Annotated in this window: 29 protein-coding genes; 21 read left to right on the top strand and 8 right to left on the bottom strand. The window is 37.5% G+C overall.

Going from position 1 to position 26,608, the window contains the following annotated elements:
- From sstT to ACLCEG_RS02435, 6 genes are all read right to left on the bottom strand, one after another.
- Positions 1 to 1,203, bottom strand: coding sequence for a serine/threonine transporter SstT (gene sstT, locus ACLCEG_RS02460; RefSeq protein WP_019458975.1), 1,203 nt, complete (start codon positions 1,201 to 1,203; stop codon positions 1 to 3).
- Between the two features lie 425 nt (positions 1,204 to 1,628).
- A complete protein-coding gene (locus ACLCEG_RS02455) occupies positions 1,629 to 1,937 on the bottom strand; it encodes an ArsR/SmtB family transcription factor (RefSeq protein WP_004702027.1) in 309 nt (102 codons plus the stop codon).
- 474 nt (positions 1,938 to 2,411) lie between these two features.
- On the bottom strand, positions 2,412 to 2,978 hold the full coding sequence (locus ACLCEG_RS02450; RefSeq protein ID WP_019458976.1) for a TetR/AcrR family transcriptional regulator: 567 nt from the start codon (positions 2,976 to 2,978) through the stop codon (positions 2,412 to 2,414).
- 360 nt (positions 2,979 to 3,338) lie between these two features.
- Complete coding sequence (locus tag ACLCEG_RS02445) at positions 3,339 to 4,502, bottom strand: cupin domain-containing protein (protein ID WP_191105334.1); 1,164 nt, start codon at positions 4,500 to 4,502, stop codon at positions 3,339 to 3,341.
- Between the two features lie 30 nt (positions 4,503 to 4,532).
- The gene (locus tag ACLCEG_RS02440) at positions 4,533 to 5,126 is read right to left on the bottom strand and encodes a Maf family protein (protein WP_134261614.1); all 594 of its coding nucleotides are present in this window, start codon (positions 5,124 to 5,126) and stop codon (positions 4,533 to 4,535) included.
- The gene (locus tag ACLCEG_RS02435) at positions 5,126 to 5,509 is read right to left on the bottom strand and encodes a DUF2237 family protein (protein WP_004702019.1); all 384 of its coding nucleotides are present in this window, start codon (positions 5,507 to 5,509) and stop codon (positions 5,126 to 5,128) included. Before ACLCEG_RS02435 ends, ACLCEG_RS02440 begins: the two co-directional genes overlap by 1 nt.
- A gap of 138 nt (positions 5,510 to 5,647) precedes the next feature.
- On the opposite strand from ACLCEG_RS02435, the gene ACLCEG_RS02430 reads away from it, so the two are divergent.
- From ACLCEG_RS02430 to fba, 3 genes are all read left to right on the top strand, one after another.
- A complete protein-coding gene (locus ACLCEG_RS02430) occupies positions 5,648 to 6,835 on the top strand; it encodes a phosphoglycerate kinase (RefSeq protein ID WP_410565504.1) in 1,188 nt (395 codons plus the stop codon).
- A gap of 122 nt (positions 6,836 to 6,957) precedes the next feature.
- Entirely contained in the window at positions 6,958 to 7,200 is a 243-nt protein-coding gene (locus tag ACLCEG_RS02425) for a hypothetical protein (RefSeq protein WP_019458980.1), read from the top strand.
- A 121-nt stretch (positions 7,201 to 7,321) separates the two neighbouring features.
- Positions 7,322 to 8,359, top strand: coding sequence for a class II fructose-bisphosphate aldolase (gene fba, locus ACLCEG_RS02420; RefSeq protein WP_410565501.1), 1,038 nt, complete (start codon positions 7,322 to 7,324; stop codon positions 8,357 to 8,359).
- Between the two features lie 121 nt (positions 8,360 to 8,480).
- Here fba and ACLCEG_RS02415 read toward each other — a convergent pair whose 3' ends face one another.
- Positions 8,481 to 9,791 (bottom strand): peptidylprolyl isomerase, encoded by a 1,311-nt coding sequence (locus ACLCEG_RS02415; RefSeq protein WP_200028054.1) that lies wholly within the window; start codon positions 9,789 to 9,791, stop codon positions 8,481 to 8,483.
- Complete coding sequence (locus ACLCEG_RS02410) at positions 9,791 to 12,226, bottom strand: LPS-assembly protein LptD (protein WP_410565498.1); 2,436 nt, start codon at positions 12,224 to 12,226, stop codon at positions 9,791 to 9,793. Before ACLCEG_RS02410 ends, ACLCEG_RS02415 begins: the two co-directional genes overlap by 1 nt.
- Before the next feature lie 120 nt (positions 12,227 to 12,346).
- Here ACLCEG_RS02410 and ACLCEG_RS02405 point away from each other — a divergent pair, with 120 nt between their 5' ends.
- The 18 genes from ACLCEG_RS02405 (at position 12,347) to gspK (ending at position 26,467) form a co-directional block, all read left to right on the top strand.
- On the top strand, positions 12,347 to 13,360 hold the full coding sequence (locus ACLCEG_RS02405; protein ID WP_410565495.1) for an aminoglycoside phosphotransferase family protein: 1,014 nt from the start codon (positions 12,347 to 12,349) through the stop codon (positions 13,358 to 13,360).
- Positions 13,360 to 14,049, top strand: a complete 690-nt coding sequence (gene murU, locus ACLCEG_RS02400) for an N-acetylmuramate alpha-1-phosphate uridylyltransferase MurU (RefSeq protein ID WP_410565492.1) — start codon at positions 13,360 to 13,362, stop codon at positions 14,047 to 14,049. Before ACLCEG_RS02405 ends, murU begins: the two co-directional genes overlap by 1 nt.
- An 87-nt stretch (positions 14,050 to 14,136) precedes the next feature.
- Positions 14,137 to 14,769, top strand: coding sequence for a 16S rRNA (guanine(527)-N(7))-methyltransferase RsmG (gene rsmG / locus ACLCEG_RS02395; RefSeq protein WP_410565489.1), 633 nt, complete (start codon positions 14,137 to 14,139; stop codon positions 14,767 to 14,769).
- Between the two features lie 21 nt (positions 14,770 to 14,790).
- A complete protein-coding gene (locus ACLCEG_RS02390) occupies positions 14,791 to 15,573 on the top strand; it encodes a ParA family protein (protein WP_410565486.1) in 783 nt (260 codons plus the stop codon).
- The gene (locus ACLCEG_RS02385; RefSeq protein ID WP_049063485.1) at positions 15,570 to 16,457 is read left to right on the top strand and encodes a ParB/RepB/Spo0J family partition protein; all 888 of its coding nucleotides are present in this window, start codon (positions 15,570 to 15,572) and stop codon (positions 16,455 to 16,457) included. Before ACLCEG_RS02390 ends, ACLCEG_RS02385 begins: the two co-directional genes overlap by 4 nt.
- A 49-nt stretch (positions 16,458 to 16,506) precedes the next feature.
- Positions 16,507 to 17,142, top strand: a complete 636-nt coding sequence (locus ACLCEG_RS02380) for a MotA/TolQ/ExbB proton channel family protein (RefSeq protein WP_410565483.1) — start codon at positions 16,507 to 16,509, stop codon at positions 17,140 to 17,142.
- Between the two features lie 15 nt (positions 17,143 to 17,157).
- The gene (locus ACLCEG_RS02375) at positions 17,158 to 17,586 is read left to right on the top strand and encodes an ExbD/TolR family protein (protein ID WP_004701995.1); all 429 of its coding nucleotides are present in this window, start codon (positions 17,158 to 17,160) and stop codon (positions 17,584 to 17,586) included.
- Positions 17,583 to 19,310: a lipid A export permease/ATP-binding protein MsbA gene (msbA, locus tag ACLCEG_RS02370; protein WP_151741069.1), complete on the top strand. Its 1,728-nt coding sequence runs from the start codon at positions 17,583 to 17,585 to the stop codon at positions 19,308 to 19,310. The genes ACLCEG_RS02375 and msbA overlap by 4 nt, the downstream gene beginning before the upstream one ends.
- Positions 19,311 to 19,312: 2 nt before the next feature.
- Entirely contained in the window at positions 19,313 to 20,323 is a 1,011-nt protein-coding gene (gene lpxK / locus ACLCEG_RS02365; protein WP_410565479.1) for a tetraacyldisaccharide 4'-kinase, read from the top strand.
- A gap of 9 nt (positions 20,324 to 20,332) precedes the next feature.
- Complete coding sequence (gene kdsB / locus ACLCEG_RS02360) at positions 20,333 to 21,094, top strand: 3-deoxy-manno-octulosonate cytidylyltransferase (RefSeq protein WP_410565476.1); 762 nt, start codon at positions 20,333 to 20,335, stop codon at positions 21,092 to 21,094.
- 11 nt (positions 21,095 to 21,105) lie between these two features.
- Positions 21,106 to 22,086 (top strand): DNA polymerase III subunit delta', encoded by a 981-nt coding sequence (locus ACLCEG_RS02355; protein ID WP_410565473.1) that lies wholly within the window; start codon positions 21,106 to 21,108, stop codon positions 22,084 to 22,086.
- 11 nt (positions 22,087 to 22,097) lie between these two features.
- Positions 22,098 to 22,439: a PilZ domain-containing protein gene (locus ACLCEG_RS02350; RefSeq protein ID WP_001183024.1), complete on the top strand. Its 342-nt coding sequence runs from the start codon at positions 22,098 to 22,100 to the stop codon at positions 22,437 to 22,439.
- A 17-nt stretch (positions 22,440 to 22,456) separates the two neighbouring features.
- Positions 22,457 to 23,230, top strand: a complete 774-nt coding sequence (locus ACLCEG_RS02345; protein ID WP_410565470.1) for a TatD family hydrolase — start codon at positions 22,457 to 22,459, stop codon at positions 23,228 to 23,230.
- A gap of 37 nt (positions 23,231 to 23,267) precedes the next feature.
- On the top strand, positions 23,268 to 23,876 hold the full coding sequence (locus tag ACLCEG_RS02340) for a TetR/AcrR family transcriptional regulator (RefSeq protein ID WP_000375838.1): 609 nt from the start codon (positions 23,268 to 23,270) through the stop codon (positions 23,874 to 23,876).
- A gap of 9 nt (positions 23,877 to 23,885) precedes the next feature.
- A complete protein-coding gene (locus ACLCEG_RS02335) occupies positions 23,886 to 24,437 on the top strand; it encodes a type II secretion system protein (protein ID WP_004701984.1) in 552 nt (183 codons plus the stop codon).
- Entirely contained in the window at positions 24,427 to 24,807 is a 381-nt protein-coding gene (gene gspI, locus ACLCEG_RS02330) for a type II secretion system minor pseudopilin GspI (RefSeq protein ID WP_019458993.1), read from the top strand. The genes ACLCEG_RS02335 and gspI overlap by 11 nt, the downstream gene beginning before the upstream one ends.
- The gene (gene gspJ, locus ACLCEG_RS02325) at positions 24,807 to 25,508 is read left to right on the top strand and encodes a type II secretion system minor pseudopilin GspJ (RefSeq protein ID WP_410565467.1); all 702 of its coding nucleotides are present in this window, start codon (positions 24,807 to 24,809) and stop codon (positions 25,506 to 25,508) included. Before gspI ends, gspJ begins: the two co-directional genes overlap by 1 nt.
- Positions 25,508 to 26,467, top strand: a complete 960-nt coding sequence (gspK, locus tag ACLCEG_RS02320) for a type II secretion system minor pseudopilin GspK (RefSeq protein WP_191000185.1) — start codon at positions 25,508 to 25,510, stop codon at positions 26,465 to 26,467. Before gspJ ends, gspK begins: the two co-directional genes overlap by 1 nt.
- Positions 26,468 to 26,608: the final 141 nt, after the last annotated feature.

The raw sequence follows: 26,608 nt of genomic DNA, 5'->3' as shown, positions 1-26,608 counted from the left end.
CTAAGAGTTTTGTTTGGAGCGAATATCAACTGCGGCTGTAAATAAAACATCAGTAGATGAGTTAAGAGCCGTTTCCGTTGAATCTTGTAATACACTAATAATCATACCTACCGCAACAACTTGCATTGCAATTTCTGATGAAATACCAAATAAACTACAAGCTACAGGAATTAAAAGTAGTGAACCGCCTGCAACACCAGATGCTCCACATGCTGAAACTGTAGCGACTACTGATAAAATAATCATGGTTGCTAAATCAACATGAATTCCTAATGTATGTACAGTTGCTAACGTGAGTACCGTGATGGTCACAGCTGCACCAGCCATGTTAACAGTTGCACCTAAAGGAATAGAAACACTTGCAGTAGATGGGTTAACGCCTAAACGCTCAGCTAAATCGAGGTTAACCGGAATGTTAGCTGCTGAACTACGTGTAAAGAATGCCGTAATACCACTTTCTTTTAAGCATTTAAAAACGAGTGGGTATGGGTTACCACGAATTGTTAAACCTACTAAAATTGGATTAACTACAAGAGCAACAAAAAGCATTGTTCCCAGTAGAACAGCTAATAATTGTGCATAGCTCTCAAGCGTTGCTAAACCAGCATCAGCAAAAGTTACTGCCACTAAACCAAAAATACCCACCGGAGCAAATGCAATCACTTTATGGATAATCGCGCTCACTGCATGTGAAACATCATGCATCACTTGCTTAGTGGTATCTGAGCTGTGGCGCATTGCCAAACCGAGACCAATTGCCCATGCAAGAATACCAATAAAGTTTGCTTCGCTAATCGCTTGTACTGGGTTTGCAATAAAACTTAAAAGCAAGTTTTTTAATATATCAGCGAGGCTACCTGGCGCTTGTAGGTTGTTATGTGAAACAGTGTTGAGAAATAAGGTACTTGGAAAAGACAAGCTAGCAATTACCGCACTAAAAGCAGCTAATAGCATGCCCACAACATAAAGTAATAAGACTGGACGTAAATTTGCACTATGACCTACTTGGAAGTTGGCAATAGAAGAAAGAACCAATACAAAAACTAAAATAGGAGCAACTGATTTCAATGCTTTAATGAACAGTTCACCAAACAAGCTTAGATAGGGTGTAACGTTTGGAAATAATAGTGCAACGCCTATCCCTAAAACAATCGCAATAATAATTTTGGTGACTAAGCTTAATCGAGAAAAGAATTCAAGCATATAAAGGCCTTATTAACCTATTCGTGGCTAAAGGTTGAACAAGCGGAGTATTTTATACTTAAGTGATCGGAATCTTAAGCTTTTTTATAGCAACTAATCGGGTTTATAAGCTGTGGTAATATTAAGTATATGTTTTTAAAATATTAAAATAATATTATTAAAGTGCCAAGAAAGATGTTTTGCTTACATTACAATCAATAAACCAATTATGTAGACTTGGTTATTTAGTAAATGAATGGTTGAAGATAAAAGATGTAAAAAGAAATAGAAGAGATTATTTTTGTTTTCAATAGATTTGAATACTAGAAAAACTACGCGAATTTTCAATCCTCTTTGCTGGAACAACTACACCCGCTACCAAGTTGAAAAATCGCATATTTCAGGAAATACATTAATATTATTATAATTTTATAAGTGCAGATCAGTTACTTTATGCAATATAACTGATAAAGCATATTTAAAATTGAATGCATCTTATCATCCTTTATAGAGTAGAAAATTTGTTTGCCATCACGACGGGTTGAAACAACATCACTTTTACGTAACATCATCAATTGTTGTGAAAGGGTGGGCTGGGTAATTTGTGTTTTGTCTTCAATCTGAGAGACATTCAACTCCTCATGAGCTAAGTGACATAAAATTAATAAACGGTCAGTGTTAGCTAAAGACTTTAATGTTCCTACGACAGAATCGGCCGCATTTTTCATTTCTTCAATTTGGAGTCCATCTTTCATACTTTATACCTATATCAATATGGCCGGCATAGTATAGATTGATCTTGCAGAAATGAATGTAGCAAAACTAATCAATCCAATTGTTTTTGTTGAAAAGGTTTATAAGTGTAATTGATAAATATATAGCATTATTAAGGTAAAACAAGAATTTGTAGTTGTTTTGTGTCAAAAGTGTTGCGTTGTGTGAGAAGCGTAATTGTTAAGTATAAATGAAACAAAGTCAAAGTAAACAATCCATGTTTTAACTCGGATCAATAGTTAATTCTGATTTATGTCAAAAAAGTCGATAAAAAAAGATTGAGTTTTTACTTTTTAAAGATATAATGGATCGTGTACAGACAGGTCTGTATATTCTGGTTTGGAATCTTATTCCAAAAAGAAGTCTAACTCTAAACTAGAATGACTTTCAGACGCAGCGTGATGAATAAGAAGAAGATTCAACAACATAAGAAGAATAATATCACGCTTTATTTTTTAATGTGCAGTTTTTTCAAACTCAATTAATCTCTCCACACGTTTCCAGTAGTCATAAATTTTTACTGAACCATGTTCAACTTGAGCTTGAATGGTCATACCTTCTAAAATATTGACTAGAAGTAAAGCTAAAGGGCGGGACTCTTCAATTTTAAGTTCAATAAGAAGGTCTTGCATTAGCTGGGTCAACCATATTTTATATAAGGTTGCAGGTTGGTGAGTAGAAGGGTACTGTTTTAATACTTCTTCTAGGGCTTTTTGAAACATACACCCATTAAAATCATCACTATTAAACCAATTTGAATACCATAAAAATATTGCTTTAATACGAGCTAATGGATTGTTTTCATCTTCTTGGGAAATAGCAGCAGTAAGAGAATTTTGCAAAAGTGAGTTTCTCAACAATAAACACTCTTCAATAAGTTTCTCTTTTGAAGGAAAGTATTTATAAAATGTCATTTTTGCTACACCAGACTCACTGATGATACGATCTACTCCTATAGAATTATAACTATATGAGTTAAAAAGTCTTAAAGCAGTGGTAATGATGTCATCTTTTTTTGACATGTTTTGATAGCCTCACACAAATATTTTGCTCTTAGCCTAAATGGTGGAATGCATAAATAAAAAGCACGAACGCGCAATTTTACATTGTATTGATTGTTATTGATAGAAAAAAATACGTTTTTTGAAAACAATAAAAGATATAAAGCCAAATGCTCTAAATATAAATTTTATATTTATTAAAAAAAATTTCTATATTTTACAAAGTCTGTAATAGATCATTTTTTCACTTAGCAAGATTGATTTATACCATAAACGAATAACCATAAACATGGGTTTAAAGAATGGTATATTTAAACATGTATTTATAAAAGAAAAAAGGAGAAATTTATAAATTTCTCCTTTCGTGATGATTAGCTAATATTATTCCGCAGGAGGTAGAAGCATGATAATTGAATCATTTAATAATTGAACAATATTCTCTAAAATATCTGAACTGCTTAGTTCGCTATTGAAAGGAATGCTTTTTCCGTCAGCTATAGCTTTAAGTTGAGTGGCAAAAGATTCCACAATTGGTAAATCTTCTCCATTACCCCAAAACTTTAAAACACCATTTTGTTCTTTATAAAGCAGGCGAGAAGCAGGTTCTAGCAATAATTCATAGCCTTCTGACAAAATAGCATTTAAATCTTCAATTTCAATTTCATCAGGTTCTGGAATATTGTCTGGATATTTAGGCTCAGTCATGTAGGCCATAATAGCAGCATCAAGCACTGATGAGTTTTGCAACTGAGCTAAAACCAAATCTCTTAAATAAGCTAATTCTTCTGGATTGATTTCACCAACTTGAGAAATATTCTTCCGAGCAATATCTACAACTGGGTTTTGTAGTAATTCATCGGTAGCAAATTGATCGCTAATTCTATCGATCATGCCTGAAATATTAGGCATGCGAAAACCAAATGAGTAGGTTAAACACTCATCTTCTGCAACACCATAGTGAGATAATCCAGGTGGAACATATAAAAGGTCTCCAGGAGCCAAAACTTCGTCAAAATGAACATCGATTTCAGATAAAAGCTTTAAAGGTTGATTAGGTACAAATTGAGTAGTTTCATCACACATTTGTCCGAGTTGCCAACGACGGTGACCATGGCCCTGAACTAAGAATACGTCATAAAAGTCAAAATGTTTTCCGACTGAACCACCTTTAGGGGCATAAGAAACCATAATATCATCACGACGCCATTGTGGAATGAAAGGAAACTTCTTCCATAACTCGGCTAAATCAAATGAGTAATGATCAACTGCTTGTACTAAAAGCGTCCATAGTTTTGGTAGTTTTTGAAAGTCACCTTTGGTTAACGGTGATGATTTTAAATGCCATTCATTTGGGTTCTTATCTTTTTGACGAATAAGACGAGCACTGACATGATCTTCTACAGCAAGTTCTTTTACATCATTTGGCTCTAACATGCCAATAATTTCAGGCATAGCATTGCGTACAAGTAATGGTTTTTTCTGCCAATATTCTGTTAGGAATTGTTCAGCAGTAATGCCGCCTAAAACGGTTAAAGGTTGCGTCATGGAGATAACCTATAAAGAAGCTAATAAATATTAAGGAATTTGAAGTTCAAGCTGTCTTAAAATCTGACAAAGCTGAATCATGGGTAAACCCATTAAAGTGGTTTGATCTTGGCCTATCATTTTTTCAAATAGACTAATACCTAGACTTTCACACTTAAAACTTCCCGCACAATGGAGGGGTTTGTCTAACTCGATATATCTTTCGATTTCAAACTGGGTTAGATTGCGGAATTTAACTTGATAGTGATCAATGAGAGTGTGTTCAAAACCCTTTTCAATGCACTGGACACTTAAAGCTGTACTAAAAAAGACTGTTTTACCAGAGTTGGCCGTTAATTGAGCTTTGGCATTTTCAAAGTTTAATGGCTTACCAATAAAATCATGAGGTGCATGTTCTCGCCATGCAACCTGATCTGATCCAATTACAATTGCTTGAGGATTCTGTTGAGCTATAAGCTGTGCTTTAGCAAATGCTAATCTTTTTGCTAAATCGTCGGCATGAGTCTCACCACAAGGACTTTCATCAATATCTGGGCTAATACAGGTATATTCGAGTCTTAAACGATTCATCAAATCCTTACGCGTTTGACTACTCGATGCCAAGATAATTTTGGGTTGCTTCATCAAACTGCAAATTCCATTAACACATCTAAAGGAACATAGCTTAATACTGCTTGATGACAAGCGTGGAGTTTGATGGGAGGTGCTTGTCCAGCTTGATAAGCTTCAACCCAGCGAGTTACACAGATGCACCAGAAGTCGCCAGGCTGTAAACCCGGGAAGCCTGCCTCAGGCAGAGGGGTGATAAGATCATTTCCAATTTTTTGTGAAAAATTTAAAAACTCTGAAGTCATTTGGGCACATACAGTGTGTTGCCCAAGATCTGTTACCGCTGTATGACAAAAACCATTTCGAAAATAACCAGTAATAGGATCAAAACAACAGCTTGCTAAAGGTTCACCTAAAACATTTAAACGATTGATTTGTGGATCTGGATGAATAGACATAATGGATGAAATATTAGATTACTACCTCTATCATAATCAAAACTTTGGCTTTCTACAGCTTTTATGCAAAAAAACTAACCTTTTTTGATGTAATCATTTAAAATTGGCGCGTTTTTAAAATCATAAAGAGAGCTTTACATGAATTTTCAGCGTATGACTGACCTTAACTTAGCAGATAAACGTGTACTTATTCGTGAAGATTTAAACGTTCCTGTTAAAAATGGCGTGATTACCAGCGATGCTCGTTTACGTGCAGCACTTCCAACAATAAAAGCTGCTTTAGAAAAAGGCGCTGCTGTAATGGTATTTTCGCATTTAGGTCGTCCTGTTGAAGGTGAGCCAAAGCCAGAACAATCACTTGCACCAGTTGCAGCATATTTAACTGAAGCATTAGGCCAAGAAGTTAAATTATTTACTGACTATCTTGATGGTGTAGAGGTTCAGGCTGGACAAGTAGTTTTGCTTGAAAATGTTCGTTTTAATGTGGGTGAAAAGAAGAACAATCCTGAACTTGCACAAAAGTATGCTGCTCTATGTGATGTATTTGTTATGGATGCATTTGGTACTGCTCACCGTGCGGAAGCTTCTACAGAAGGTGTTGCGCGTTTTGCTCCTGTTGCAGCTGCTGGCCCATTATTAGCTGCTGAATTAGATGCACTTGGTCGTGCAATGCAAACACCTGAAAAACCAATGGTTGCTATTGTTGCTGGTTCTAAAGTTTCAACAAAACTTGATGTTTTAAACTCATTGTCTACTATTTGTGATCAACTTATTGTTGGTGGGGGTATCGCAAACACCTTCTTAGCGGCAGCAGGTTACAACGTTGGTAAATCTTTATACGAAGCTGACTTGGTTGAAACTGCAAAACAAATTGCTGCTAAAGTAAGTGTTCCGCTTCCTACAGATGTTGTTGTTGCTGATGCATCTCAAATTAATTTTGAAGATTTCTTGGGTTCTTTAGCGGCAGCGGAAGCTGTTGTTAAGAAAGTTGAAGATGTAACATCAAACGATATGATTTTAGATGTTGGTCCTGAAACAGCTAAAGCTTTTGCAGAAATTTTGACTACTTCTAAAACGATTCTTTGGAATGGCCCTGTTGGTGTATTTGAAGTTGATCAATTCGGCGAAGGTACTAAAGCACTTTCTCTTGCTGTTGCTGAATCTGATGCATTCTCGATTGCTGGCGGTGGTGATACACTTGCTGCGATCGATAAATATAATGTTGCTGGCCAAATTGGCTATATTTCAACTGGTGGTGGCGCATTCCTTGAGTTCGTTGAAGGTAAAACTTTGCCAGCAGTTGCAGTATTATTAGAACGTGCATAATAGATATATGTAAAAATAAGAAGGGGTTGGGTTCAACCCCTTTTTTCATGGATAAGTCATTAAATTGTCATATTTCTGAAATAAAATAATGAACACTAAATCACCAATTGTGGAAAATAGTGATGAATTTAAAACTTACCTTAGCTGCTTTGTTAATTGTTCCAGTGATGTTGACTGCTTGTGGCAAAAAAGAAGAGTCTTCTAAAGCAGGACAAGATGCTGCTTCTACAGCAGTTGCTGATAAAGTAACTCCTGAACAGCAAGCTACAATTGATTCGCTTGATAAGCCAGTTTTAGATGAAAAGAATACCGATGTGGTTGAAGGTGGCGCGTCTAGCGAGCCGGCTGCTTCAGAAACTCATTAATTTGTTGTATTTTGTTAAAAAGTCCCTGCAAATGCAGGGATTTTTTTTGAAATACTGTGATTTGTTGCTGAATTGAAATAAATGACAAGGTAGAATAAGCCGCACTACCTGGGAGGATATTATGGCACTCATTTCAATGCGCCAGCTCTTGGATCACGCTGCAGAACATAACTACGGCGTACCAGCATTTAACGTAAATAACTTAGAACAAATGCGTGCAATTATGCTTGCCGCGGATGCAACCAATTCACCTGTGATTGTTCAGGCATCAGCTGGAGCTCGCAAATATGCAGGCGCTCCATTCTTGCGCCATCTTATTTTGGCTGCAATTGAAGAATGGCCGCACATTCCAGTGGTAATGCACCAAGACCATGGTACAAGTCCTGAGATCTGTCAACGTTCAATTCAGCTTGGCTTTAGCTCTGTGATGATGGACGGTTCATTAGGTACAGATGGTAAAACACCTACATCTTACGAATACAACGTTGATGTAACTCGTAATGTTGTTGCTTTAGCACATGCATGTGGTGTTTCTGTTGAAGGTGAGATTGGCTGTTTAGGTAGCCTTGAAACTGGTATGGCTGGCGAAGAAGATGGTGTTGGTGCTGAAGGCGTACTTGATCACTCACAACTTCTTACTTCTGTTGAGGAAGCGACTCAGTTTGTTGCTGATACCAATGTAGATGCATTGGCGATTGCTGTAGGTACTTCACATGGTGCTTATAAGTTTACTCGTCCACCTACAGGCGATATATTGGCAATTGACCGTATTAAAGAAATTCATGCGGCATTACCAAATACTCACCTTGTTATGCACGGTTCAAGCTCTGTACCACAAGAATGGTTGAAAGTGATCAATGAATTCGGTGGTGATATTAAAGAGACTTATGGTGTGCCTGTTGAACAGCTTGTAGAAGCAATTAAACATGGTGTGCGTAAGATCAATATTGATACAGACTTACGTTTAGCATCTACTGGTGCAATTCGTCAGTTTATGGCTGAGAACCCAGCTGAATTTGATCCACGTAAATACTTTGCTAAAACTATAGATTCAATGAAGCAAATTTGTATTGATCGTTATGAAGCGTTTGGTACAGCTGGTAATGCTGATAAGATCCGCCCAATTTCTTTAGAGAAAATGGTTGATCGTTATAAATAATTCCCGTTAGGGTTTGATTTGTAGAAACCGGTTATGTAAATAACCGGTTTTTTTATTAGCTGGATTTTTATTCATAAAAAAACCTGTGATAAACACAGGTTTTAATAGCGGCGAGAAGAACTTACTTTGGTAAGTTTTTCTTGTCGAGGCTAGGATCTTTAATTTCTACATAGGCATTAGCACGTACTTCACGTAACCAGCTATCAACTTCGGTGTTGAATTGACGCTCACCTAGAATTTGACGTGCCATACGCTCTTGATATTCATGAGTCATATCTTTTTCGCGTTTGTCTGTTACTTGTAGGATATGCCAGCCAAATTGAGTTTGGAAAGGTTCACTAATTTGACCTACAGGAATTTCCTGCATTTTTTTATCAAACTCAGGAACCATCATACCTGGTGTAACCCAGCCTAAACTACCGCCATCACGTGCTGAACCTGTATCGTTTGAATAAGTTGCTGCAAGTGTAGCAAAATCTTGTCCTGCTTTTAATCGCTTGTAAATGCTATCAATAATTTGTTTCGCATTTTCAGGACTAACGACTTCAGACGGTTGAATAAGAATATGGCGAGTTTGATACTGTGTTACTAAAGCTTTTTGTTCATTTTGCTTACGTTCTAAAAGTTTTAGAACATGTACGCCATCACGTACAGAGATTAGATCAGTTGTTTGACCTTCTTGTAGCGGAGTAATGCGCGCAGCAAGTTCAGCTGGAATGTCAGAAAGAGGGCGGAATCCCATATCTGCACCTTCAACTTTCGCACTTGTCGTTGAAAGCTTTTTGAGTGCATTTAAGTCATTACTTTGAGCAAGCTTCGAACGAACTTCTTTGGCTACACTCTGAACTTCTTGAGGGTTGTCCCCAGAAATTCGTATGTGAATCACATGTACTTGATTGCCAAGAGCTGCTTGTCCCTGAGGTGACTTTAAGAAATTGTCTACATCTTGATCGCTAATTTTAATGCGAGACATTACTTGTTGTTGGCGTAAGCGATTGATTGCTAAATCTTCACCAATACGGCCACGTAAATTTTCATAAGTACCTGGTGCAATAGCATCTAACTTTTGTTGAAATGCTTCTAAGCTTTTGCTACCAGATTGATTTGCTACTTTAAGTACTGCTTCATTTAGACTTTTCTCATCAGGCTTAATGCCATAACGTTTTACTTGTTCAAGTTGAGCTTGACGTAAGATAAGTTGATCTAAAACCTGAAACTGTAGGTATTGTTGAGGTGGTACTTCTTTTTTTTGCGCTTGCAATTCATGGGTGGCTTCAGCCATTCCTTGTTCAAGATCACTTTTTAAAATTACGCTATTGTCCACAATTGCCACAACTTCATCCGCGGGTTGGGCAAAACTATGCATTGATGAAGATATTAATACAGCAAGGGTTGTTGCTTTAAAAAACTGTTTAAGATGCTTTGTCTTCATTAACGTTGTGTCCAAGATTGATTAATTTTGTTAAAACCTAACACGCGATTTTCGAGTAAAGATGCAAGTTTATTGTTTAAACCGCCTAAACCTTTGAGGGTAATTTCAGCCATGATCGCACGTTTTTCACTAACATTCGAAGCTTTCGGATCATCTAGATCGTTATAGTAAGATCGACCATAGACTGAGATACCCCAACAGCATGATTCGTAGTTAACACCGAGTAAAATTTCACGGGCAACATCATTATCGATGTCATATTGTACGTGGCCCATAATACGCCAATTGTCTTTAATTGGTTGTATAAACGATGCAACAACTTGATCGTAAGTATCTTGACGACCAGGAATGTCTTTGCGATAGAAGTAACCTAAGTTGTAAAGGTTGCCTTTGTCGCCTGTATAGTAAACTTGGAAGTCTCTCTGGGCGTTATCACCATTTGACATCCATGCTGAATTGGCTGCAATCGTAAAATTTTGGTTAAGCTGGCTCGTTAAGCTTACAACAGGACCAGTATTACGTTCGGTATCAATCTCATCTTGTTCGTTTAAAGTAACGCGGCGATCTTCAAAGTAATAACTTTGTCCTACACTTGCACGCAAACGTTCTAAACCTACCGTGTCAAAAAGACTATAACTTACACCTAGTGATAAGAAGTTGTTGTCTTCAAGGCGGTCATGACCATAGAAGCGGTATGGGTTAAAGAGTTGATCGTAATTAACCGATGCTGAAGTTGAGTCGAAGTTTGGATAACCGTCTTGGTTCTTGTAAGGCGCATACGCATAAAATGCACGAGGGGTGATCGTTTGTAGGTATTTACCTTCGCGTTCAAAAGTTAAACCACTGTCCAAAGTAAACTGAGGTACAACGACTGATTTATTTTCCGATCCACCAGGGTTATTTAATTGAGTATCTTTATCATAGAATGTTTGGACAGAACGTACAGAAACTTCAGGAATAACAAAGGCTGATGGTGTTCGATAGTTATAACGTGTTGCGAACTGGTTATAAATACGCGTACCACTACTTTCCTGAGCAGAACCGTCATTAATTGATTTTTTAAAGTATGCCGTATCGTTATTAAATTCGTATTGTAATCCTTGTGGGTTACCAGTGACATAATTTAATAAAAACTGTGGTAAACGTGCATAAGGTTTATTTGCATCCAAAATTGTTGGATCTAGTGTTTGGAAGTCTTCAACTTTAAGCTGCGCTTTTAAGCCAGGAATACCGTGCTGATAGTTAAGTTCCCAAGCTCTACGTAAATTTACATCGGTTTTAGAGTTTGGGCTGTTATCTAAATCAGCAAAATAATCTTTATCCGATGCATAACGATATTCAAGATTGGTTGACCACTGATCGTTAATATCCCAGTTATGAAGGAAGTTAAAGTTTTTACGATCTTGATCATCGTATTTTTTATCAGATGGAAGTATACCGCCCCATATTTGACCAGAACCGAAGCCGTCAGTTAAGTATCTAAACGAGCCTTGAAGCATTGCACCACGGTCTGCTAAGTAACGTGGAGTCACGGTTGCATCATAATTAGGTGCAAGATTTAAATAAACAGGTACAGAAAGCTCAACACCACCATCGTTTGAGAAGCCAAACTGGGGATTGAGAATGCCCGTAGTTCGGCGGTCATCAATTGGAAAGTTGAAATATGGAACGGCAATAACAGGAACATCTTTAACATAGATTTTTGTTCCACGCGTAACACCGCGACCGGTTTCCTGATTTAGCTCAATTTTATTGGCTTGGATCTTCCATGCAGGTTTTTGACCTGGAGGGCAAGTGGTATATGTTGCATCGTTAAGAACCATCACATTTGGAGAGGTTTTTTCGATTTTTCCAGCATGACCATGGGCATGTTGTTGTTCGGCAATATAAAAACTATTGTCTAAATTACCAGTCTGAGTCTTTAAATTGTAATCAATTTCGTCACTTTGAGAGAGTAAGCCACCTTGAGCCAACTGTACTCGGCCTTTTGCATGTGCAAATGTTTGAGTTTTATCAATGGTCACTTTGTCGGCACGAACCGTGCGACCTTCTTGATCAATTACCACATTTCCTTCTAACACCGAGTCGCCAGCAGGGTTGTAATGACCATAATCGGCCGTAACGACCGAACTGGTTTTATCTGCATCTAACGCTTTGGTTTCAGGATTAATAGGGGTAATCCAAGTTCCTTGACAAAATGCCGAACTCAAATATTTATTATTGCGCAACTGCGCCTCAGGTACAGATTTATCAACATAATATTGTTGAAAGAATTCCTGTCCTGGATAGGCTTCCTTAATACTCGCCTTAAGTTGATTATTGTCTATGTTGGAGACAACATCAGCTGACTCAGCATAACTTGATTGTATGGAGCCACTACATAAGAGCGTAAAAATAGCGGTCGCTAAAGGATTAAATTTAAACTGATGCTTCATTGTCTCATTAACCAAGTATGCTAATTCACAATTAATTATTGTCGCATCATAGAGAAAAAGTTTATAAGTGGCTACACTTAACCCTTCAAAAATCTCAGCTTGTTTTAGATTTTATTGCAAATGAATACACAACGTGAACAATTGATACATACATGGCTTACATCTGTTCTTGAAAATGATCAATTTCAGATCGCTTTTTTAGCAGGTGATGCGAGTTTCCGCCGTTATGCTCGCATTCAGTTACAAAATAAAACATATATGCTTATGGATGCGCCTCCTGAAAAAGAAGACTGTGTTCCGTTTGTGACGATTGACGAATTTTTTGCGGGTAATGGAGTTCGGGTACCCCAAATTATTGCAAAGGATCTTACTCAAGGTTTTCTTTTGTTAGAAGACTTTGGGGATGTACTGTTATCTACATTATTAAATGATGAGACAGTAGATCAGTATTATGAACAAAGCTTTAAGCAGCTCGTTCATTTGCAATCGATTAATGGCACTGACAATTTTCCAGCTTATTCTTATGAAAAGTTAATGTCAGAAATGCACTTATTGACAGACTGGATGTTGCCATCACTTGGGATTCATCCAACAGCTGATCAAAAGAAAATTATTGATAATGCTTTTGATTTTTTGGCTCAATCAGCACTAGCTCAACCTCAGGTTATTGTACATCGCGATTTTCATAGCCGTAATTTAATGAAGATTGCAAGCGAAGACGAATTGGGTGTAATCGATTTCCAAGATGCGGTTATTGGAGCTGATACATATGATTTGATCTCTATTACGCGCGATGCATATGTTCAGTGGAATGCCGAACGTGTTTATCATTGGTTTAAAGTTTTCTATGAGCTTTTACCAGTCTCTGCTAAACAAAACCGAAGTTTTGAGCAATTTAAACGTGATGCTGATTTAATGGCAATTCAACGCCATATCAAAATTTTGGGTATTTTTGTCCGCTTGTTTGAGCGAGATGGCAAGTCTGGATACCTAAAAGATTTACCGCGAGTGATGTGGTATTTACTTGAGGAAAGTCTTGGTTACGCTGAGCTTGAAGAGTTCATGTCATTTGTAAATAACATTGTGATGCCTAAGTTTATCGAGAAATATGGAAGCTATGAGGTAGCAGCATAATGAAAGCAATGATTCTTGCTGCTGGTTTGGGTAATCGTATGCGTCCACTCACGCTATATACGCCAAAGCCTCTGCTTGAGGTAGGCGGTAAGCCACTTATTGTGTGGCATATTGAGAAACTCAAAAAAACTGGTGTGACTGAAATAGTCATCAATTCTGCGTGGTTGGCTGATAAGCTGATTAGTAGTTTAGGCGATGGTTCTCAATTTGGTGTGGACATCCGTTGGACACGAGAAGAAGAAGGCCTTGAAACAGCTGGCGGCATTATTAATGCTTTGCCACTACTTGGAACGGATCCTTTTATTCTAGTGAATGGTGATGTTTGGACCACTATGGATTTTGAAGCTCTGCGCGATGTTAAGCTAAATGACGATTTAGCACACCTTGTATTGGTTGATAATCCTAAACAACATCCTGAAGGCGACTTTACATTATTGGATGGGCGCGCTTTTGCATTCGATCAAGATGTGAAGGGTGAGAACCTTACTTTTAGTGGTATATCTGTTATCCATCCTAAGCTTTTTGATGGATTGGAACCTGGTAAACGTCCTTTAGCTCCACTATTGAAGCAATCAATGCAAAATCAAAAGGTATCCGCTGAAAAGCTTAAAGGTGCATGGGTAGATGTAGGGACGCCTGAGCGTTTAATGGAGCTAGATTTGCAAATTCGTGAAGGCTTCTACGATTAACTGCGTAATCCCTAATCGTTAAATAGTGTTCCACGATGCATAAATGGGTATACTTTGTTTTAAATTTTACTTAGATGTTATCTGTTTATGCATCCGTTTTTTCAAGAGTTACAACAGGGTAGTCAAAAATTAGCTTTATCGCTTAGTGATGAAGCTTTGGCGTTATTGTTAAAGTATCAAGATGCTTTGGTACTTTGGAACAAAGCTTATAATCTAACAGCGATTCGTGATCCGAAAGAAATGTTAGTGAAGCATTTGTTAGATAGCCTAAGTATTTTGAAAGACTTGCCAGCAGGGCGCTTGCTAGATGTAGGTACAGGTGGTGGCATGCCAGGCATGATCATTGCTTTATGTCAGCCGGAACGTTCTTGTGTATTGCTTGATTCAAATGGTAAGAAAATTCGCTTTTTGAAACAGTTTATTGCTGACCTTAAGCTTAAAAACGTAGTAGCTGTGCAAACACGTGTTGAAAATCAAGAAACAATTGATGAGCTTGGTCAGTTCGATGTGATTACAAGTCGTGCATTTGCATCACTAACTGATTTTGTTGATGCTGCACGTCCATATTTACATGAGCAGAGTATAATTGCTGCAATGAAAGGACTCATTCCATTTGAAGAAATGGAAGAGCTTAAGCAGGAGTTTTCATGTAAAGTGATTGAACTGCATGTACCAAGACTTGATGAACAACGTCATTTACTTTTACTTCAACGAATTTAAATAAAAAGTATTAGGGTTACCATGGCTCAAATTATTGCGATTGCAAACCAAAAAGGTGGTGTTGGTAAAACAACGACTGCAGTAAATCTTGCAGCGTCACTAGCTGTATTGAAAAAACGTGTGTTACTTGTCGATATAGATTCGCAAGGTAATGCAACGATGGGGTCTGGAATTCAAAAGAATGATCTGCTTTATTCAATTACTGATGTTTTATTGGGTGAAGTTCCAATCGAAACAGCAATTCAAAAGGCAGAGGTTGGATATAAAGTTTTAGGCGCAAACCGTGAGCTTTCAGGCGTTGAGCTGGCAATTGCGGAACAAGAAGGACGCGAATTCATTTTAAAGAATGCACTAAATGAAATCAGAAATTCATTTGATTACATTATTGTTGACTGTGCACCTAGCTTAAGTTTAATTACTGTGAATGCGTTAGCGGCGGTAGATAGTGTAATCATTCCTATGCAATGTGAGTACTACGCATTAGAAGGTTTGGCAGATTTAACTCAAACTATCGATCGTATTCAAAAAGCTTTAAATCCTGATTTAGAAATCATTGGTGTCTTACGTACTATGTATGATGCACGTAATGCTTTGACACGTGATGTGTCAGCTGAGTTAGAGCAGTTTTTTGGTAAAAAACTCTACGATACTGTGATTCCGCGTAACGTTCGATTGGCAGAAGCGCCTGCACATGGTTTACCAGTTATCTATTTTGAGAAAAGTTCTAAAGGTGCAGTTGCATACTTAAATCTTGCAGCTGAGATGTTAAAGAAAAATAAAGTGAAGAAAGGAAGTAAAGTATGAGCATCAAAAAACGCGGATTGGCGAAAGGACGTGGTTTAGATGCATTACTTGGTTCAATTCAAAAAGAAAAATTACAACTAGAAGCTCAAGCGCTTGATCATGGTCAATTAAAGCAAATTGATGTGAATTTGTTGAAACGTGGTGAATATCAGCCACGTCGTTTTATTCATGAACATGATTTGCAAGAGTTAGCATCATCTATTGAAAAGCATGGGGTAATGCAGCCAATCGTTATCCGACCTGTAGATGATGAAGCTCATCCTTACGAAATTATTGCAGGTGAGCGTCGTTGGCGTGCTGCACAAATTGCCGGTTTAACTGAAATTCCTGCAATTGTTCGTGATTTAAATGACCAAGTTGCCATTGCTTTAGCGCTGATTGAAAACATTCAGCGTCAAGATTTAAACCCTATTGATCAAGCCTTAGCACTGCAACGTTTTCATGATGAGTTTGGTTTAAGTCATCAGGAAATCGCTGATACTGTCGGTAAAGCAAGAACAACGGTAAGTAATTTACTGCGTTTATTAAGCTTGGCTGATGATATTAAAGAGTTTATGCAACAGGGCCAGCTTGATATGGGGCATGCTCGTGCCATTTTGACTTTAAAAGGCAAAGAGCAGCTTGAAGTTGCCAAAATTGTTATCGAAAAAGGATTATCTGTTCGTCAGACTGAACAGTTAGTGCGCGATTGGAATGAGCCTAAACAGGAAAAAGAAAAAACTCCTGTTGCTCCAGACATTGAGCAATTAACGCAAAAATTATCTGAGCGATTTGGTGCCAATGTTAAAATTGATCATAACCAGAAAGGTAAAGGTAAGCTTGTTATTCATTATCATTCACTCGATGAGTTAGATGGTATTTTGAATATTTGTTTGCCAGAGTAATTCTAAGTTAGGTCATATATTTCTAATTTATATTCTTGGGGAAGAAAATATGTGGGAACTTGTGAAAGCGGGCGGCTGGTTAATGCTGCCTTTAATTTTGTGTTCAATTTTAACGGTCGCTATTAGTATTGAGCGTTTTATACGTTTAAGACGTTCACAAGTTTTGCCCAAATTACTGATGAGTGATGGTAGTGCAGATGTTTCTCAAATCATCACAAATTTGGAGCAGGATACTGCTGCCCAAAACACAGCATTAGGAAATATTCTAAAAGCTGGTTTTGAGCATCAGGAGCATGGTGAGCAGTTTGCTCGAGCACAAATGGAAGCAATGGCTTCTCAAGAAATTTCTTATTTAGAAAAAAATATTAATTTCTTGGGAACTTTAAGTGCGATTGCACCATTACTTGGGTTGCTTGGGACAGTTGTAGGGATTATTGAGTCTTTTCTAGTGATTGATTTTGGTTCGGCAGGTAGTCCAAGTCTAATGATTCCGGGTATTTCAAAAGCCCTAATTACGACCGCCGTTGGTATGCTCATTGCAATTCCTGCTCTTATTTCATATCGCTATTTTCAAAGAGTAGTGCAAAACTACATTGCGGAATTAGAGCAGCAGTCTACACTCTTTCACGCATCACTGTTTTACAAACGCTCTTCTGTTGCTCAAGAACACCGTCGTGTTGGTTGATAGATAGGGAACAATATGAAGTTTAAACGTTCTCAAGTTGAAGATATTCATATCAATCTGACACCGATGATTGACTGTTTGTTGTTTATTTTAGTGTTTCTATTGTTATCTACTACTTTTAACCAGCCAAGTCGTATCAATTTAACATTACCAGATGCGCAAGGTGTCCCACCAAAACAGTACGATCATAAAATTGAAGTCGTGGTAGACTCTAGCGGTCATTACGCTGTCAACGGTCAGGCATTATCTACCAAAGATATAGCTGATTTGAGTACTGCAATTAAGCAAATTGCTCAAGAGCGCCGTGATTTTATGTTTATCATTGCTGCTGATGCAAAAGCGTCTCATCAAGATGTTATTCGTGTTATGGATGTAGCAGGACAACTCGGTTTTGTTAACATCAATATTAGTACCAAAGTTCCTTCTAGAGGTTTTTCTGAGTGAATCAAGATTTTAAGGTTTATTTGCGTCTCATATCTTATTTAAAACCTTATTGGGGCGTGGCCTTATTAGTTCTTATCGGATTCGGTATGAACTCAGCAACAGAGGTTTCAGTTGCTAAGCTCATTAAATTCATTATTGATGCAATTCAAAATACAAGTAGAGCGGATCTGGATTGGTTCCCTTTACTAATTATTTTATTAGTATTTTTCCGTGGCCTTGGCCTATTTATGGGTGGCTACTATACTGCTGTTATCTCACGTAGTTTAGTTTTTAGCATTCGCCAAGAGGTTTATGCAAAACTTTTAAGATTGCCAGCCCAGTATTATCTCGATAACTCTTCGGGACACATTACAGCCAAAATTATGTATAACGTTGAACAGCTGACGGCTGCTTCATCTGAATCCTTAAAAACCATCGTTAGAGATGGCATGATTACTTTGGGACTGTTGGGTTATTTGTTTTATACAAATTGGCGTTTGACTATTTGTATCATGGTTTTTTTACCGATTATTGGTATTTTAGTACGTAAAGCATCAAAACGAATGCGTAAACTTTCACTGCAAGTGCAAGATACTATGGGTGATGTCAACCATGTAGTGCAAGAAAGCATTAGTGGTAGTGCAGTTGTTAAAAGTTTCGCTGGTGAAGAGTCAGAACAAGAGCGTTTTTATAAGTCATCTGAAGAGAACTTAAAACGCGGTTTAAAAATGGTGATTGTGCAAAATCTAAATAGCCCAGTTGTTCAAGTGGTTATGGCTTGCGCAATGGCTCTTATTGTATGGTTGGCTTTAAGACCACAAATTTTAGGTAATACAAGTGCTGGTGAGTTTGTCGCGTATATTACAGCGGCTGGCTTACTTTCAAAACCTGTCAAAAACTTAACTGATGTCAATGAGAAGTTGCAGCGTGGTTTGGCAGCAGCACATTCCGTTTTTGAATTATTAGATTTACCGGAAGAAGAAAACAGCGGTCAGCTTCAACCTAAGTTGCAAGGTGCAATTCGTTTTGATCATGTTGTACTTAACTATGCTGATGGCACTCAGGCGATTAAAGACTTTTCTTTAGATATCCGCCCAGGCGAAACTGTTGCATTGGTAGGGCGTTCTGGTGCTGGTAAAACCTCTTTAGTGAACATGCTGGTGCGTTTTCAAGAAGTCTCAAGTGGTCAAATTTATTTAGATGATTTACCAATACGTGATATTGAACTTTCAAGTTTGCGCACGCAAATTGCAATGGTAAATCAGCAAGTTGTTTTGTTTAACCGAACAGTACGTGAAAATATCGCTTATGGTCAGTTACATGATGCAAGTGATGAACAAGTGATAGCAGCAGCAAAAGCTGCTTATGCCCATGACTTTATTATGAACTTACCAAATGGTTACGATACTGTCTTAGGTGCTCAAGGCTTAAACTTGTCTGGTGGTCAACGTCAACGTATAGCAATTGCTCGCGCAATTTTGAAAAATGCGCCAATTCTTATTTTAGATGAAGCGACAAGTGCGCTTGATAATGAATCTGAGCATTTTATTCAGCAAGCATTTGATGAAGCGATGCAAGATCGTACAACGATTGTGATTGCGCATCGTTTATCAACAATTGAAAATGCAGACCGTATTGTTGTGTTAGATCGTGGACAAATTGTTGAACAAGGTACTCATCAAGAATTACTTGCTAAACAGGGTGCTTATCATCAATTACATCAGCGTAATTTTGAGGACAACTAAGTATGTCTTTAGCCCAGCTGATACAAAATGCATGGAATAAAAAATCAAATTGGTTAGTTGTTTTGCGTCCATTATCATGTTTGTATCGTGCTGGGTTTTTATTGAATCGTCATTTTTATAATTCAGGTTTAAAAAAGGTCTATAACGCGCCTGTACCGGTCATGGTGATTGGAAATATTACAGTGGGAGGTAGTGGCAAAACGCCATTATTAATAGAACTGGTTAACTACCTAAAAAAACATAACGTAAGAGTAGGGGTAATTAGTCGGGGTTATGGTGGAGCTGGTCCTTTTCCTATGTTGGTGACATCAGCTAGTCAGGCAGCTGAAGCAGGAGATGAACCTGCTTTGATTGTACAGTCAACAGGCGTTCCTATGGCTGTAGGGCCCAATAGACAATCAGCAATCGAGTTATTATTAGCATCAACAAAACTAGATTTAATTATTAGTGATGATGGTTTGCAACACTGGGCATTAGGTCGTCAAATAGAATGGATTGTGCTTGATCAAAATCGTGGCCTTGGAAATAGAAAGTTATTACCAGAAGGCTATTTGCGTGAACCTGCTGAACGTTTAAAAACTGGTACAGTAATCGAACATGCATTTGCTCCTTCAACAGCAATGCATATGCATTTGGATGCAGGCCAACCTTACTTGTTGAATCCTTCTTCATCAACTGAATTATCATTCAATACTCAAAATAATTACCATGCAGTAGTTGGTATTGGTTTTCCTCAGCGCTTTTACCAAACACTTAAAGGTTTAGGTATAAACCAATTTCAAGAGCATGCTTTTCGTGATCATCATGATTACGTTATTGATGACCTTGTATTTAATGATGACCAACCTATCATTACGACTGAAAAAGATGCGGTTAAGTTGTTACCGTTACTCGAAAAGCATCCAGAATTTAAACGGCCTATTTGGGTCGTACCTGTTAAAGCTGTTTTGTCTGAAGAATGCTATCAGGTTTTAAATCAGCAATTGCAAAAGCTTGATATTCAAATATCTTAGGAAGAAAAAATGAAACACATCGTTATTCCAGCACGCTTCTCAAGTTCGCGTTTGCCAGGTAAGCCATTGTTACTTATTCATGATCGTCCTATGATTCTACGCGTAGTAGATCAGGCAAAGAAAGTTGAAGGTTTCGATGATCTGTGTGTAGCAACCGATGATGAACGTATTGCTGAAATATGCCGTGCAGAGGGCGTTGATGTTGTTTTAACAAGTGCTGAACATCCATCGGGAACAGACCGTTTAAGTGAAGTTGCTCGTATTAAAGGTTGGGATGCGGATGACATTATTGTAAATGTACAAGGTGATGAGCCTTTACTGCCAGCTCAACTTGTTCAGCAGGTTGCTAAGCTTCTAGTTGAAAAACCAAATTGCTCAATGTCCACATTATGTGAGCCTATTCATGCTTTAGATGAGTTTCAGCGTGACAGCATTGTGAAAGTGGTCATGTCTAATCAAAATGAAGCTTTGTACTTTAGTCGTGCAACTATTCCTTATGATCGAGATGATGCTAAACAAGCTGAATCAACTTTACATAGTCAAGCATTTCGTCATTTAGGTTTATACGCTTATCGTGTGAACTTGTTACAAGAATATGTTACATGGGACATGGGTAAACTTGAAAAGTTAGAGAGTCTTGAGCAATTACGTGTTTTAGAAAACGGGCATCGTATTGCTATTGCTGTAGCAGAAGCGAATTTACCGCCAGGTGTTGACACCCAAGCAGATCTTGACCGTCTAAATAATATGCCTGTTGAGTCTTTTGAGTAAGTGTTAATTTAATGAATCAGAATGTGACTTCTAAGGTTTATCCGTGGCAACAGACAATGTGGGAAACGTTAACAACACGTTTTCCCAATATTGGGCATGGCTTATTATTTTATGGTAAACAAGGTTGTGGCAAGCATGCTTTTGCTAAGCATTTCTTAGCGTGGGTACTTTGTTTAAATAAACAACCTCACGGTGCTTGTGGTGAATGTAGTAGCTGTCAATGGTTAAAGTCAGATACGCACCCAAACTATGTTCATATCACGACTGATGAAGAAAATAAAAAACAGAATGCAAAAATTAAAATAGAAAAAATTCGAGATCTATTGCCATTTGTCCAGCAAACTGGTGAAGGATGGCGTGTTATTGTTATTGAACCAGCCGAAGCTTTAAATCTTGCATCATCAAATGCACTGTTAAAAACTTTAGAAGAACCCGGTGAGCGTGTTGTTTTAATTTTGTTGGCTGATCACTATTTGAAATTACCAGCCACCATTCGAAGTCGCTTACAGCATTTTGCTTTAGACCGTATTTCATATGAGCAGGCAACAACTTATCTAAATGAGCATTTGGCGGAAATTGCGTCAGTGCCACCTGAATTATTGTTAGGTCTTTCTAATGATATGCCTTTGCAAGCAGTCGAAATTGCCACTAGCGATTGGTTTGCGAAAAGACAGTCCTTTTTAGAAGACTGGACTAAGGTAGTTAATCAAAAAAATATGCCTTTATTTTATTCAGCTAAGTGGCAGAAAGAGCTCAACTTTAGTGATTTTATGATACTTCTAGAATACTTGTTAGGGGATTTAATTTGTGTCAAGCTGAACCAACCACAGAAAAATATTGATTTACAATTTGATCAATTGGCACAAAACTATAATTTAGAAAGCTTATTCAGTCTTTATGAGGAATTACAGCAATCTAAAAGATTGGTTGAACAAAATGTACAAACACAACTCATCACAGATCAACTTTTTATAAAATTAATGAACGTTTAAGGGGAACTATAATGCAGCCACAAATGGGTGGAATTATTCAGGTCAATATTCCTGATAGAGCAACCTTACAAGCAAGTTATATGGGGTATGTGCAAGGTGGGGGCTTATTTGTCCCATCAAAGCAAAAAGTTAAGATGGGTCAAGAAATTTTTATTTTAGCTACGTTACCAGAGCAATCACAAAAAATTCCTTTAACTGGTAAAGTAGTGTGGATTTCACATAAGCAAAGTGGTTTTAAGCCGCAAGGCTTTGCAATTCAATTGAGTGGAGATAAAGGTATTTACTATAAAGCTGAGGCTGAACGGATTTTAGCTGGTAGTATGTCTTTAGATCGTCCAAGTTATACCATGTAAGCAGATAGGAAAGTACAGTGTTTGTTGATACTCATTGCCATTTAACAATGTTAGATTTAACGCCTTATAACGGTGATTTAGATCTTGCCCTTGCTGCTGCGCGAGCAGAAGGTGTTTCTAAGTTTATGGCAATTTCAGTTGACATTGATGATTACATTGCTTTAGCTGAAATCGCAAAGCGTCATGAAGATATTGGGTATACTGTTGGTGTACATCCTTGTGAGGATGTAGATACCATGGCCCGAGCAACCACTGAGTATTTGACTGAGTTAGCCCAATCAGAAAAAGTGTGGGCTTTAGGTGAAACAGGTTTAGATTATTACCATAGCACTGACTTTATTAATGAGCAAAAGGCTTGTTTTGCTCGGCATATTCAAGCCTCTAAAAATGTCAAAAAGCCAGTAGTTGTTCATACACGTTCAGCCAAACATGACACGGTAGATATTATTCGAGCTGAACAATCTACACATGGTATTTTGCACTGTTTTACTGAAGACTGGGAAACAGCAAAAGCCGTATTAGACTGCGGTTACTATATTTCCTTTTCAGGGATTGTTTCATTTAAAAATGCGCAAGATCTACGAGATGTTGCCAAGCAAGTCCCTTTGGATCGACTTTTAATTGAAACAGATAGTCCTTATTTGGCTCCAGTACCATATCGTGGTAAAACAAATGAACCAAAATACGTGCCCTATGTAGCGAAAGCACTTAGTGATGTATATGATAAGTCGGTTGAGGAAATTGCAAGAATCACTTCTCAAAATTTTGAAAATTTACTCAAAGCGATTTAACTTATAGAAACTATATAAAGAGAGTAATTGCGTGAAGATGGACCGTCAAGCTCAGTTCCGAGCAAGAGAAGCGTTAATATTTCAAGTTGCGGAACAGTTGTTGTTAGAAAATGGCGAAGCCGGAATGACACTTGATGTGCTGGCTGCTGAGCTTGATTTGGCAAAAGGTACCTTGTATAAACATTTTCAAAGTAAAGATGAATTGTACATGCTGTTAATTATTCGTAATGAACGCATGCTACTTGAAATGGTCCAAGACACTGAAAAAGCTTTTCCAGAACATTTGGCTTTCTTTATGTTGCATCATTTGCACCACCCAGAACGAACAGTTTTGTTTCATCAAATTGAAGAAAAGCTTTCGATTACTGCTCAAGGTGTACACCACCTTTTTAATGAGTTGTATCAGGTAAGAAAACAGCGCTTACGTATCATTATTCGTATGACGGACCATTATTTAGAGTCAATCCAGAGTCATATGACTACGCGCGATTACTTGGCTTCAATCTGGTCGCTCACTCATGGAGCTGCTGCAATTCTGAACTCAAGTTTTTACCAACGTTATTTGGGTTCAAGAGATACTTTAAGGGTAGCTTATATTGATCAGGCATTGGCCTTACCGAAACAAGCAGTTGAGCAATACGCTTAATAGGTCGATATGAAATCGAAATCATTTCAATCACAAAAAGGCTTTACCCTCATAGAAGTGATGGTGGTCATCGTGATTATGACAATTATGACCTCACTTGTTGTATTGAACATCGGCGGTATAGACCAAAAGAAGGCAATGCAGGCACGAGAGTTATTTTTATTAGATTTGCAGAAAATTAATAAAGAATCACTTGATCAATCGCGTGTATTAGCTTTAGAAACTCATGGTGAGACAGATGTCTCACCATTTTCTTATGAATTATACGAATATCACGATCAAAGTACCTTGCAAGTACAAGATATAAAAAACCAATGGCAGAAATATGCTGAGTTTAAAACACGGCAACTTCCTACGCATGTGTCTTTCTCTGTGCAACCGATAGATGGGCAGAATTATTCTAAAGCTAAAAATACCGATTTAGTGGGAGGGCAAACGCCTCAACTCATTTGGTTTGGCAATGGTGAAGCCAAGACTGTAAAAATACAATTTTATTTAGAACAAAAACCGATTGGTTCAGAAATACAAATAGATCATTTGGGTAAAATTAATGAAATCTAAAGGCTTTACCCTATTAGAGGTTATGGTAGCTCTTGCAATCTTTGCAGTAGCAGCTGTCGCTTTAACTAAAGTGGCTATGCAGTACACACAGTCTACTTCTAATGCGATTTTACGAACTAAAGCTCAATTTGTAGCAATGAATGAAATTGCTATGATGGAGATTAACCAAGAGTGGTTGCAGGGTACTCAAAGTAAGCAGGTAACTTCTCAAGGTGAGACTTGGCAGATTGATAAATCAGCTGAATCAACTGTTAGCCCTAATGTTCAAAAAATTGATGTACAAATTAGCTTATATGATCCGGATAAGGGAAAAGTACAAAACGGTATTACTCATATGGTCTTTTTTAATTATCCAGTGAAAGCAAAATAATGATAAAAAATAAGTACTTTTGCACCCGAAACACTGTTTCTCATCTTGCGGCGCGATCGAGCAGTGCTCGATTAGCTCGCGCATCAGGATTTACGTTGGTTGAGTTATTGGTTGCGATTGCTATTTTCGCGGTTTTATCTTTATTGGGGTGGAAAATATTCGATTATTTGCTCAAGGTGCGTGATCGTAACGCTGAACATGAAGTGCATTTATTTGAATTACAAGATGCTTATCAACAAATTCTTCGTGATACTCTGCAAATTATTCCTTTATCTGCAAATCAAGGTGGGCAACTTCATCCAGCTTTAGAAATCGATAATCAAATTTTACGTTTTAGCAAAGCAGGCGTAACTGATCCTTTAAAACAGGGTTTGTCACCATTTGAACGAATTGAATATCGTTATGATGCTGATCAAAAAAAACTATATCGTCTTAAATATACAAATTTAAATACCTCGAATAACGAGCAACCTTTATCAAGTACCTTGCTAAGTCAAGTTGACCAATATCAGATCATGGTTTTAACTCCGCAAGAAGTAACAAAATGGCCCGAAGTTAATATTGATCCAACAAAACCTAACGATTTAAAAAAATTACCGAAAGGAATAAAAATCCAAATTACAGTAGCGGGAGTAAGTTATGAATGGATCTATAGCTTGAATCAAAGCAATTTAGCACTTTCCCAGCAAGGTGGTTCATAATGGTTATTCGTTATAAGCACCAACAGGGTGTAGCTTTATTGACAATACTTATTATGGTCGCCTTGGCTACAATTTTAGCTGCTTCAATTGCCAAGCATCAAAATAATACTATGGAAAATACAGCTTACTTAATGCGGCAAAATCAATCTTTGCTCTATGCAAAAAGTGCAGAAGCATTTTTTTCGGAATTATTAATTCAAGATGCAAATAATGCTGGTGGAGTGGATCATTTAAAGGAAACATGGGCGCAACCTATGCCACCGTTCCCAGTGGAAGATGGTTCTGTCTCAGGGCGTTTACTTGATGAGTCGGGGAAATTTAATATAAATAATTTGACCAATGGGGAAGGCGCTGTTAACGAAGATGCTAAAAATTGGTTCGAGCGTTTGCTTGTGCGAGTAGGTTTACCGGCTGAGTTAAGTCAAGCTGTTATTGATTGGCAAGACGCAAATGATGAACCAGCTGGACCAATGGGAGCAGAAAGTAGTTATTATCAAGGTTTAGATCCAAGCTATATGGCTGCAAATACTAAATTTCATCGTATTGAAGAGTTAAAGATGGTCAGAGGCTTTGAAGGTAAAAAATATGACCTTATCTCTCCATATATTTCTGCCTTACCTGAAAATACGAAGTTAAATATTAATACTGCTTCACCATTGGTTTTAGCAAGTATTGATGAAAAACTAGATGTGGGAACTATAGAAAAAGAATTACAAGCACGACAGCAAAACTTAAAGTTCTTTCAAAATGTTGATGAACTTTGGCAATTGAATGCTTTTTCAGCGGTTGATACTGAGAAGAAAAAGCAGGTGAGTGGTCTTATTGATGTTAAATCCAACTTCTTTCAAGCTCAAATTGAAGTTGTTCTAAACAATAGAAAGCGTCAGTTTACCAGTGCTTTAATGCGAAAAGACAAGCAAGTATATGTATATTCCAGAAGCTTGGCTCCATTTAACTGAATAAATTTATTGATATTTTTTTTGAGTCTGTAATACTTGAAACTTATTAATAAAAGGGATGGGGTCATATTTCTGCATAGACAGTATTTAAAGTAAAAATCAATATCTTCAAAATTCCTTCACATCTCTTATCATACTTTT

It is taken from the genome of Acinetobacter sp. H1(2024) (genome assembly GCF_046557555.1).
GTDB classification, from domain to species: Bacteria; Pseudomonadota; Gammaproteobacteria; order Pseudomonadales; family Moraxellaceae; genus Acinetobacter; species Acinetobacter seifertii.
Note: the sequence above shows the minus strand (reverse complement) of the source record. Positions and strands in the feature narration are given on the sequence as shown.

Coding starts and splice junctions, on each gene's coding strand:
- ACLCEG_RS02340 (WP_000375838.1), top strand. CDS start 23,268: ATGGACCGTCAAGCTCAGTTCCGAGCAAGAGAAGCGTTAATATTTCAA.
- ACLCEG_RS02335 (WP_004701984.1), top strand. CDS start 23,886: ATGAAATCGAAATCATTTCAATCACAAAAAGGCTTTACCCTCATAGAA.
- ACLCEG_RS02410 (WP_410565498.1), bottom strand. CDS start 12,226: ATGAAGCATCAGTTTAAATTTAATCCTTTAGCGACCGCTATTTTTACG.
- kdsB (WP_410565476.1), top strand. CDS start 20,333: ATGAAACACATCGTTATTCCAGCACGCTTCTCAAGTTCGCGTTTGCCA.
- lpxK (WP_410565479.1), top strand. CDS start 19,313: ATGTCTTTAGCCCAGCTGATACAAAATGCATGGAATAAAAAATCAAAT.
- ACLCEG_RS02445 (WP_191105334.1), bottom strand. CDS start 4,502: ATGACGCAACCTTTAACCGTTTTAGGCGGCATTACTGCTGAACAATTC.
- ACLCEG_RS02430 (WP_410565504.1), top strand. CDS start 5,648: ATGAATTTTCAGCGTATGACTGACCTTAACTTAGCAGATAAACGTGTA.
- ACLCEG_RS02380 (WP_410565483.1), top strand. CDS start 16,507: ATGTGGGAACTTGTGAAAGCGGGCGGCTGGTTAATGCTGCCTTTAATT.
- ACLCEG_RS02390 (WP_410565486.1), top strand. CDS start 14,791: ATGGCTCAAATTATTGCGATTGCAAACCAAAAAGGTGGTGTTGGTAAA.
- ACLCEG_RS02415 (WP_200028054.1), bottom strand. CDS start 9,791: ATGAAGACAAAGCATCTTAAACAGTTTTTTAAAGCAACAACCCTTGCT.
- gspK (WP_191000185.1), top strand. CDS start 25,508: ATGGTTATTCGTTATAAGCACCAACAGGGTGTAGCTTTATTGACAATA.
- gspJ (WP_410565467.1), top strand. CDS start 24,807: ATGATAAAAAATAAGTACTTTTGCACCCGAAACACTGTTTCTCATCTT.
- murU (WP_410565492.1), top strand. CDS start 13,360: ATGAAAGCAATGATTCTTGCTGCTGGTTTGGGTAATCGTATGCGTCCA.
- ACLCEG_RS02350 (WP_001183024.1), top strand. CDS start 22,098: ATGCAGCCACAAATGGGTGGAATTATTCAGGTCAATATTCCTGATAGA.
- fba (WP_410565501.1), top strand. CDS start 7,322: ATGGCACTCATTTCAATGCGCCAGCTCTTGGATCACGCTGCAGAACAT.
- ACLCEG_RS02435 (WP_004702019.1), bottom strand. CDS start 5,509: ATGTCTATTCATCCAGATCCACAAATCAATCGTTTAAATGTTTTAGGT.
- rsmG (WP_410565489.1), top strand. CDS start 14,137: ATGCATCCGTTTTTTCAAGAGTTACAACAGGGTAGTCAAAAATTAGCT.
- gspI (WP_019458993.1), top strand. CDS start 24,427: ATGAAATCTAAAGGCTTTACCCTATTAGAGGTTATGGTAGCTCTTGCA.
- ACLCEG_RS02440 (WP_134261614.1), bottom strand. CDS start 5,126: ATGAAGCAACCCAAAATTATCTTGGCATCGAGTAGTCAAACGCGTAAG.
- ACLCEG_RS02355 (WP_410565473.1), top strand. CDS start 21,106: ATGAATCAGAATGTGACTTCTAAGGTTTATCCGTGGCAACAGACAATG.
- ACLCEG_RS02450 (WP_019458976.1), bottom strand. CDS start 2,978: ATGTCAAAAAAAGATGACATCATTACCACTGCTTTAAGACTTTTTAAC.
- ACLCEG_RS02385 (WP_049063485.1), top strand. CDS start 15,570: ATGAGCATCAAAAAACGCGGATTGGCGAAAGGACGTGGTTTAGATGCA.
- ACLCEG_RS02455 (WP_004702027.1), bottom strand. CDS start 1,937: ATGAAAGATGGACTCCAAATTGAAGAAATGAAAAATGCGGCCGATTCT.
- sstT (WP_019458975.1), bottom strand. CDS start 1,203: ATGCTTGAATTCTTTTCTCGATTAAGCTTAGTCACCAAAATTATTATT.
- ACLCEG_RS02425 (WP_019458980.1), top strand. CDS start 6,958: ATGAATTTAAAACTTACCTTAGCTGCTTTGTTAATTGTTCCAGTGATG.
- ACLCEG_RS02405 (WP_410565495.1), top strand. CDS start 12,347: ATGAATACACAACGTGAACAATTGATACATACATGGCTTACATCTGTT.
- ACLCEG_RS02375 (WP_004701995.1), top strand. CDS start 17,158: ATGAAGTTTAAACGTTCTCAAGTTGAAGATATTCATATCAATCTGACA.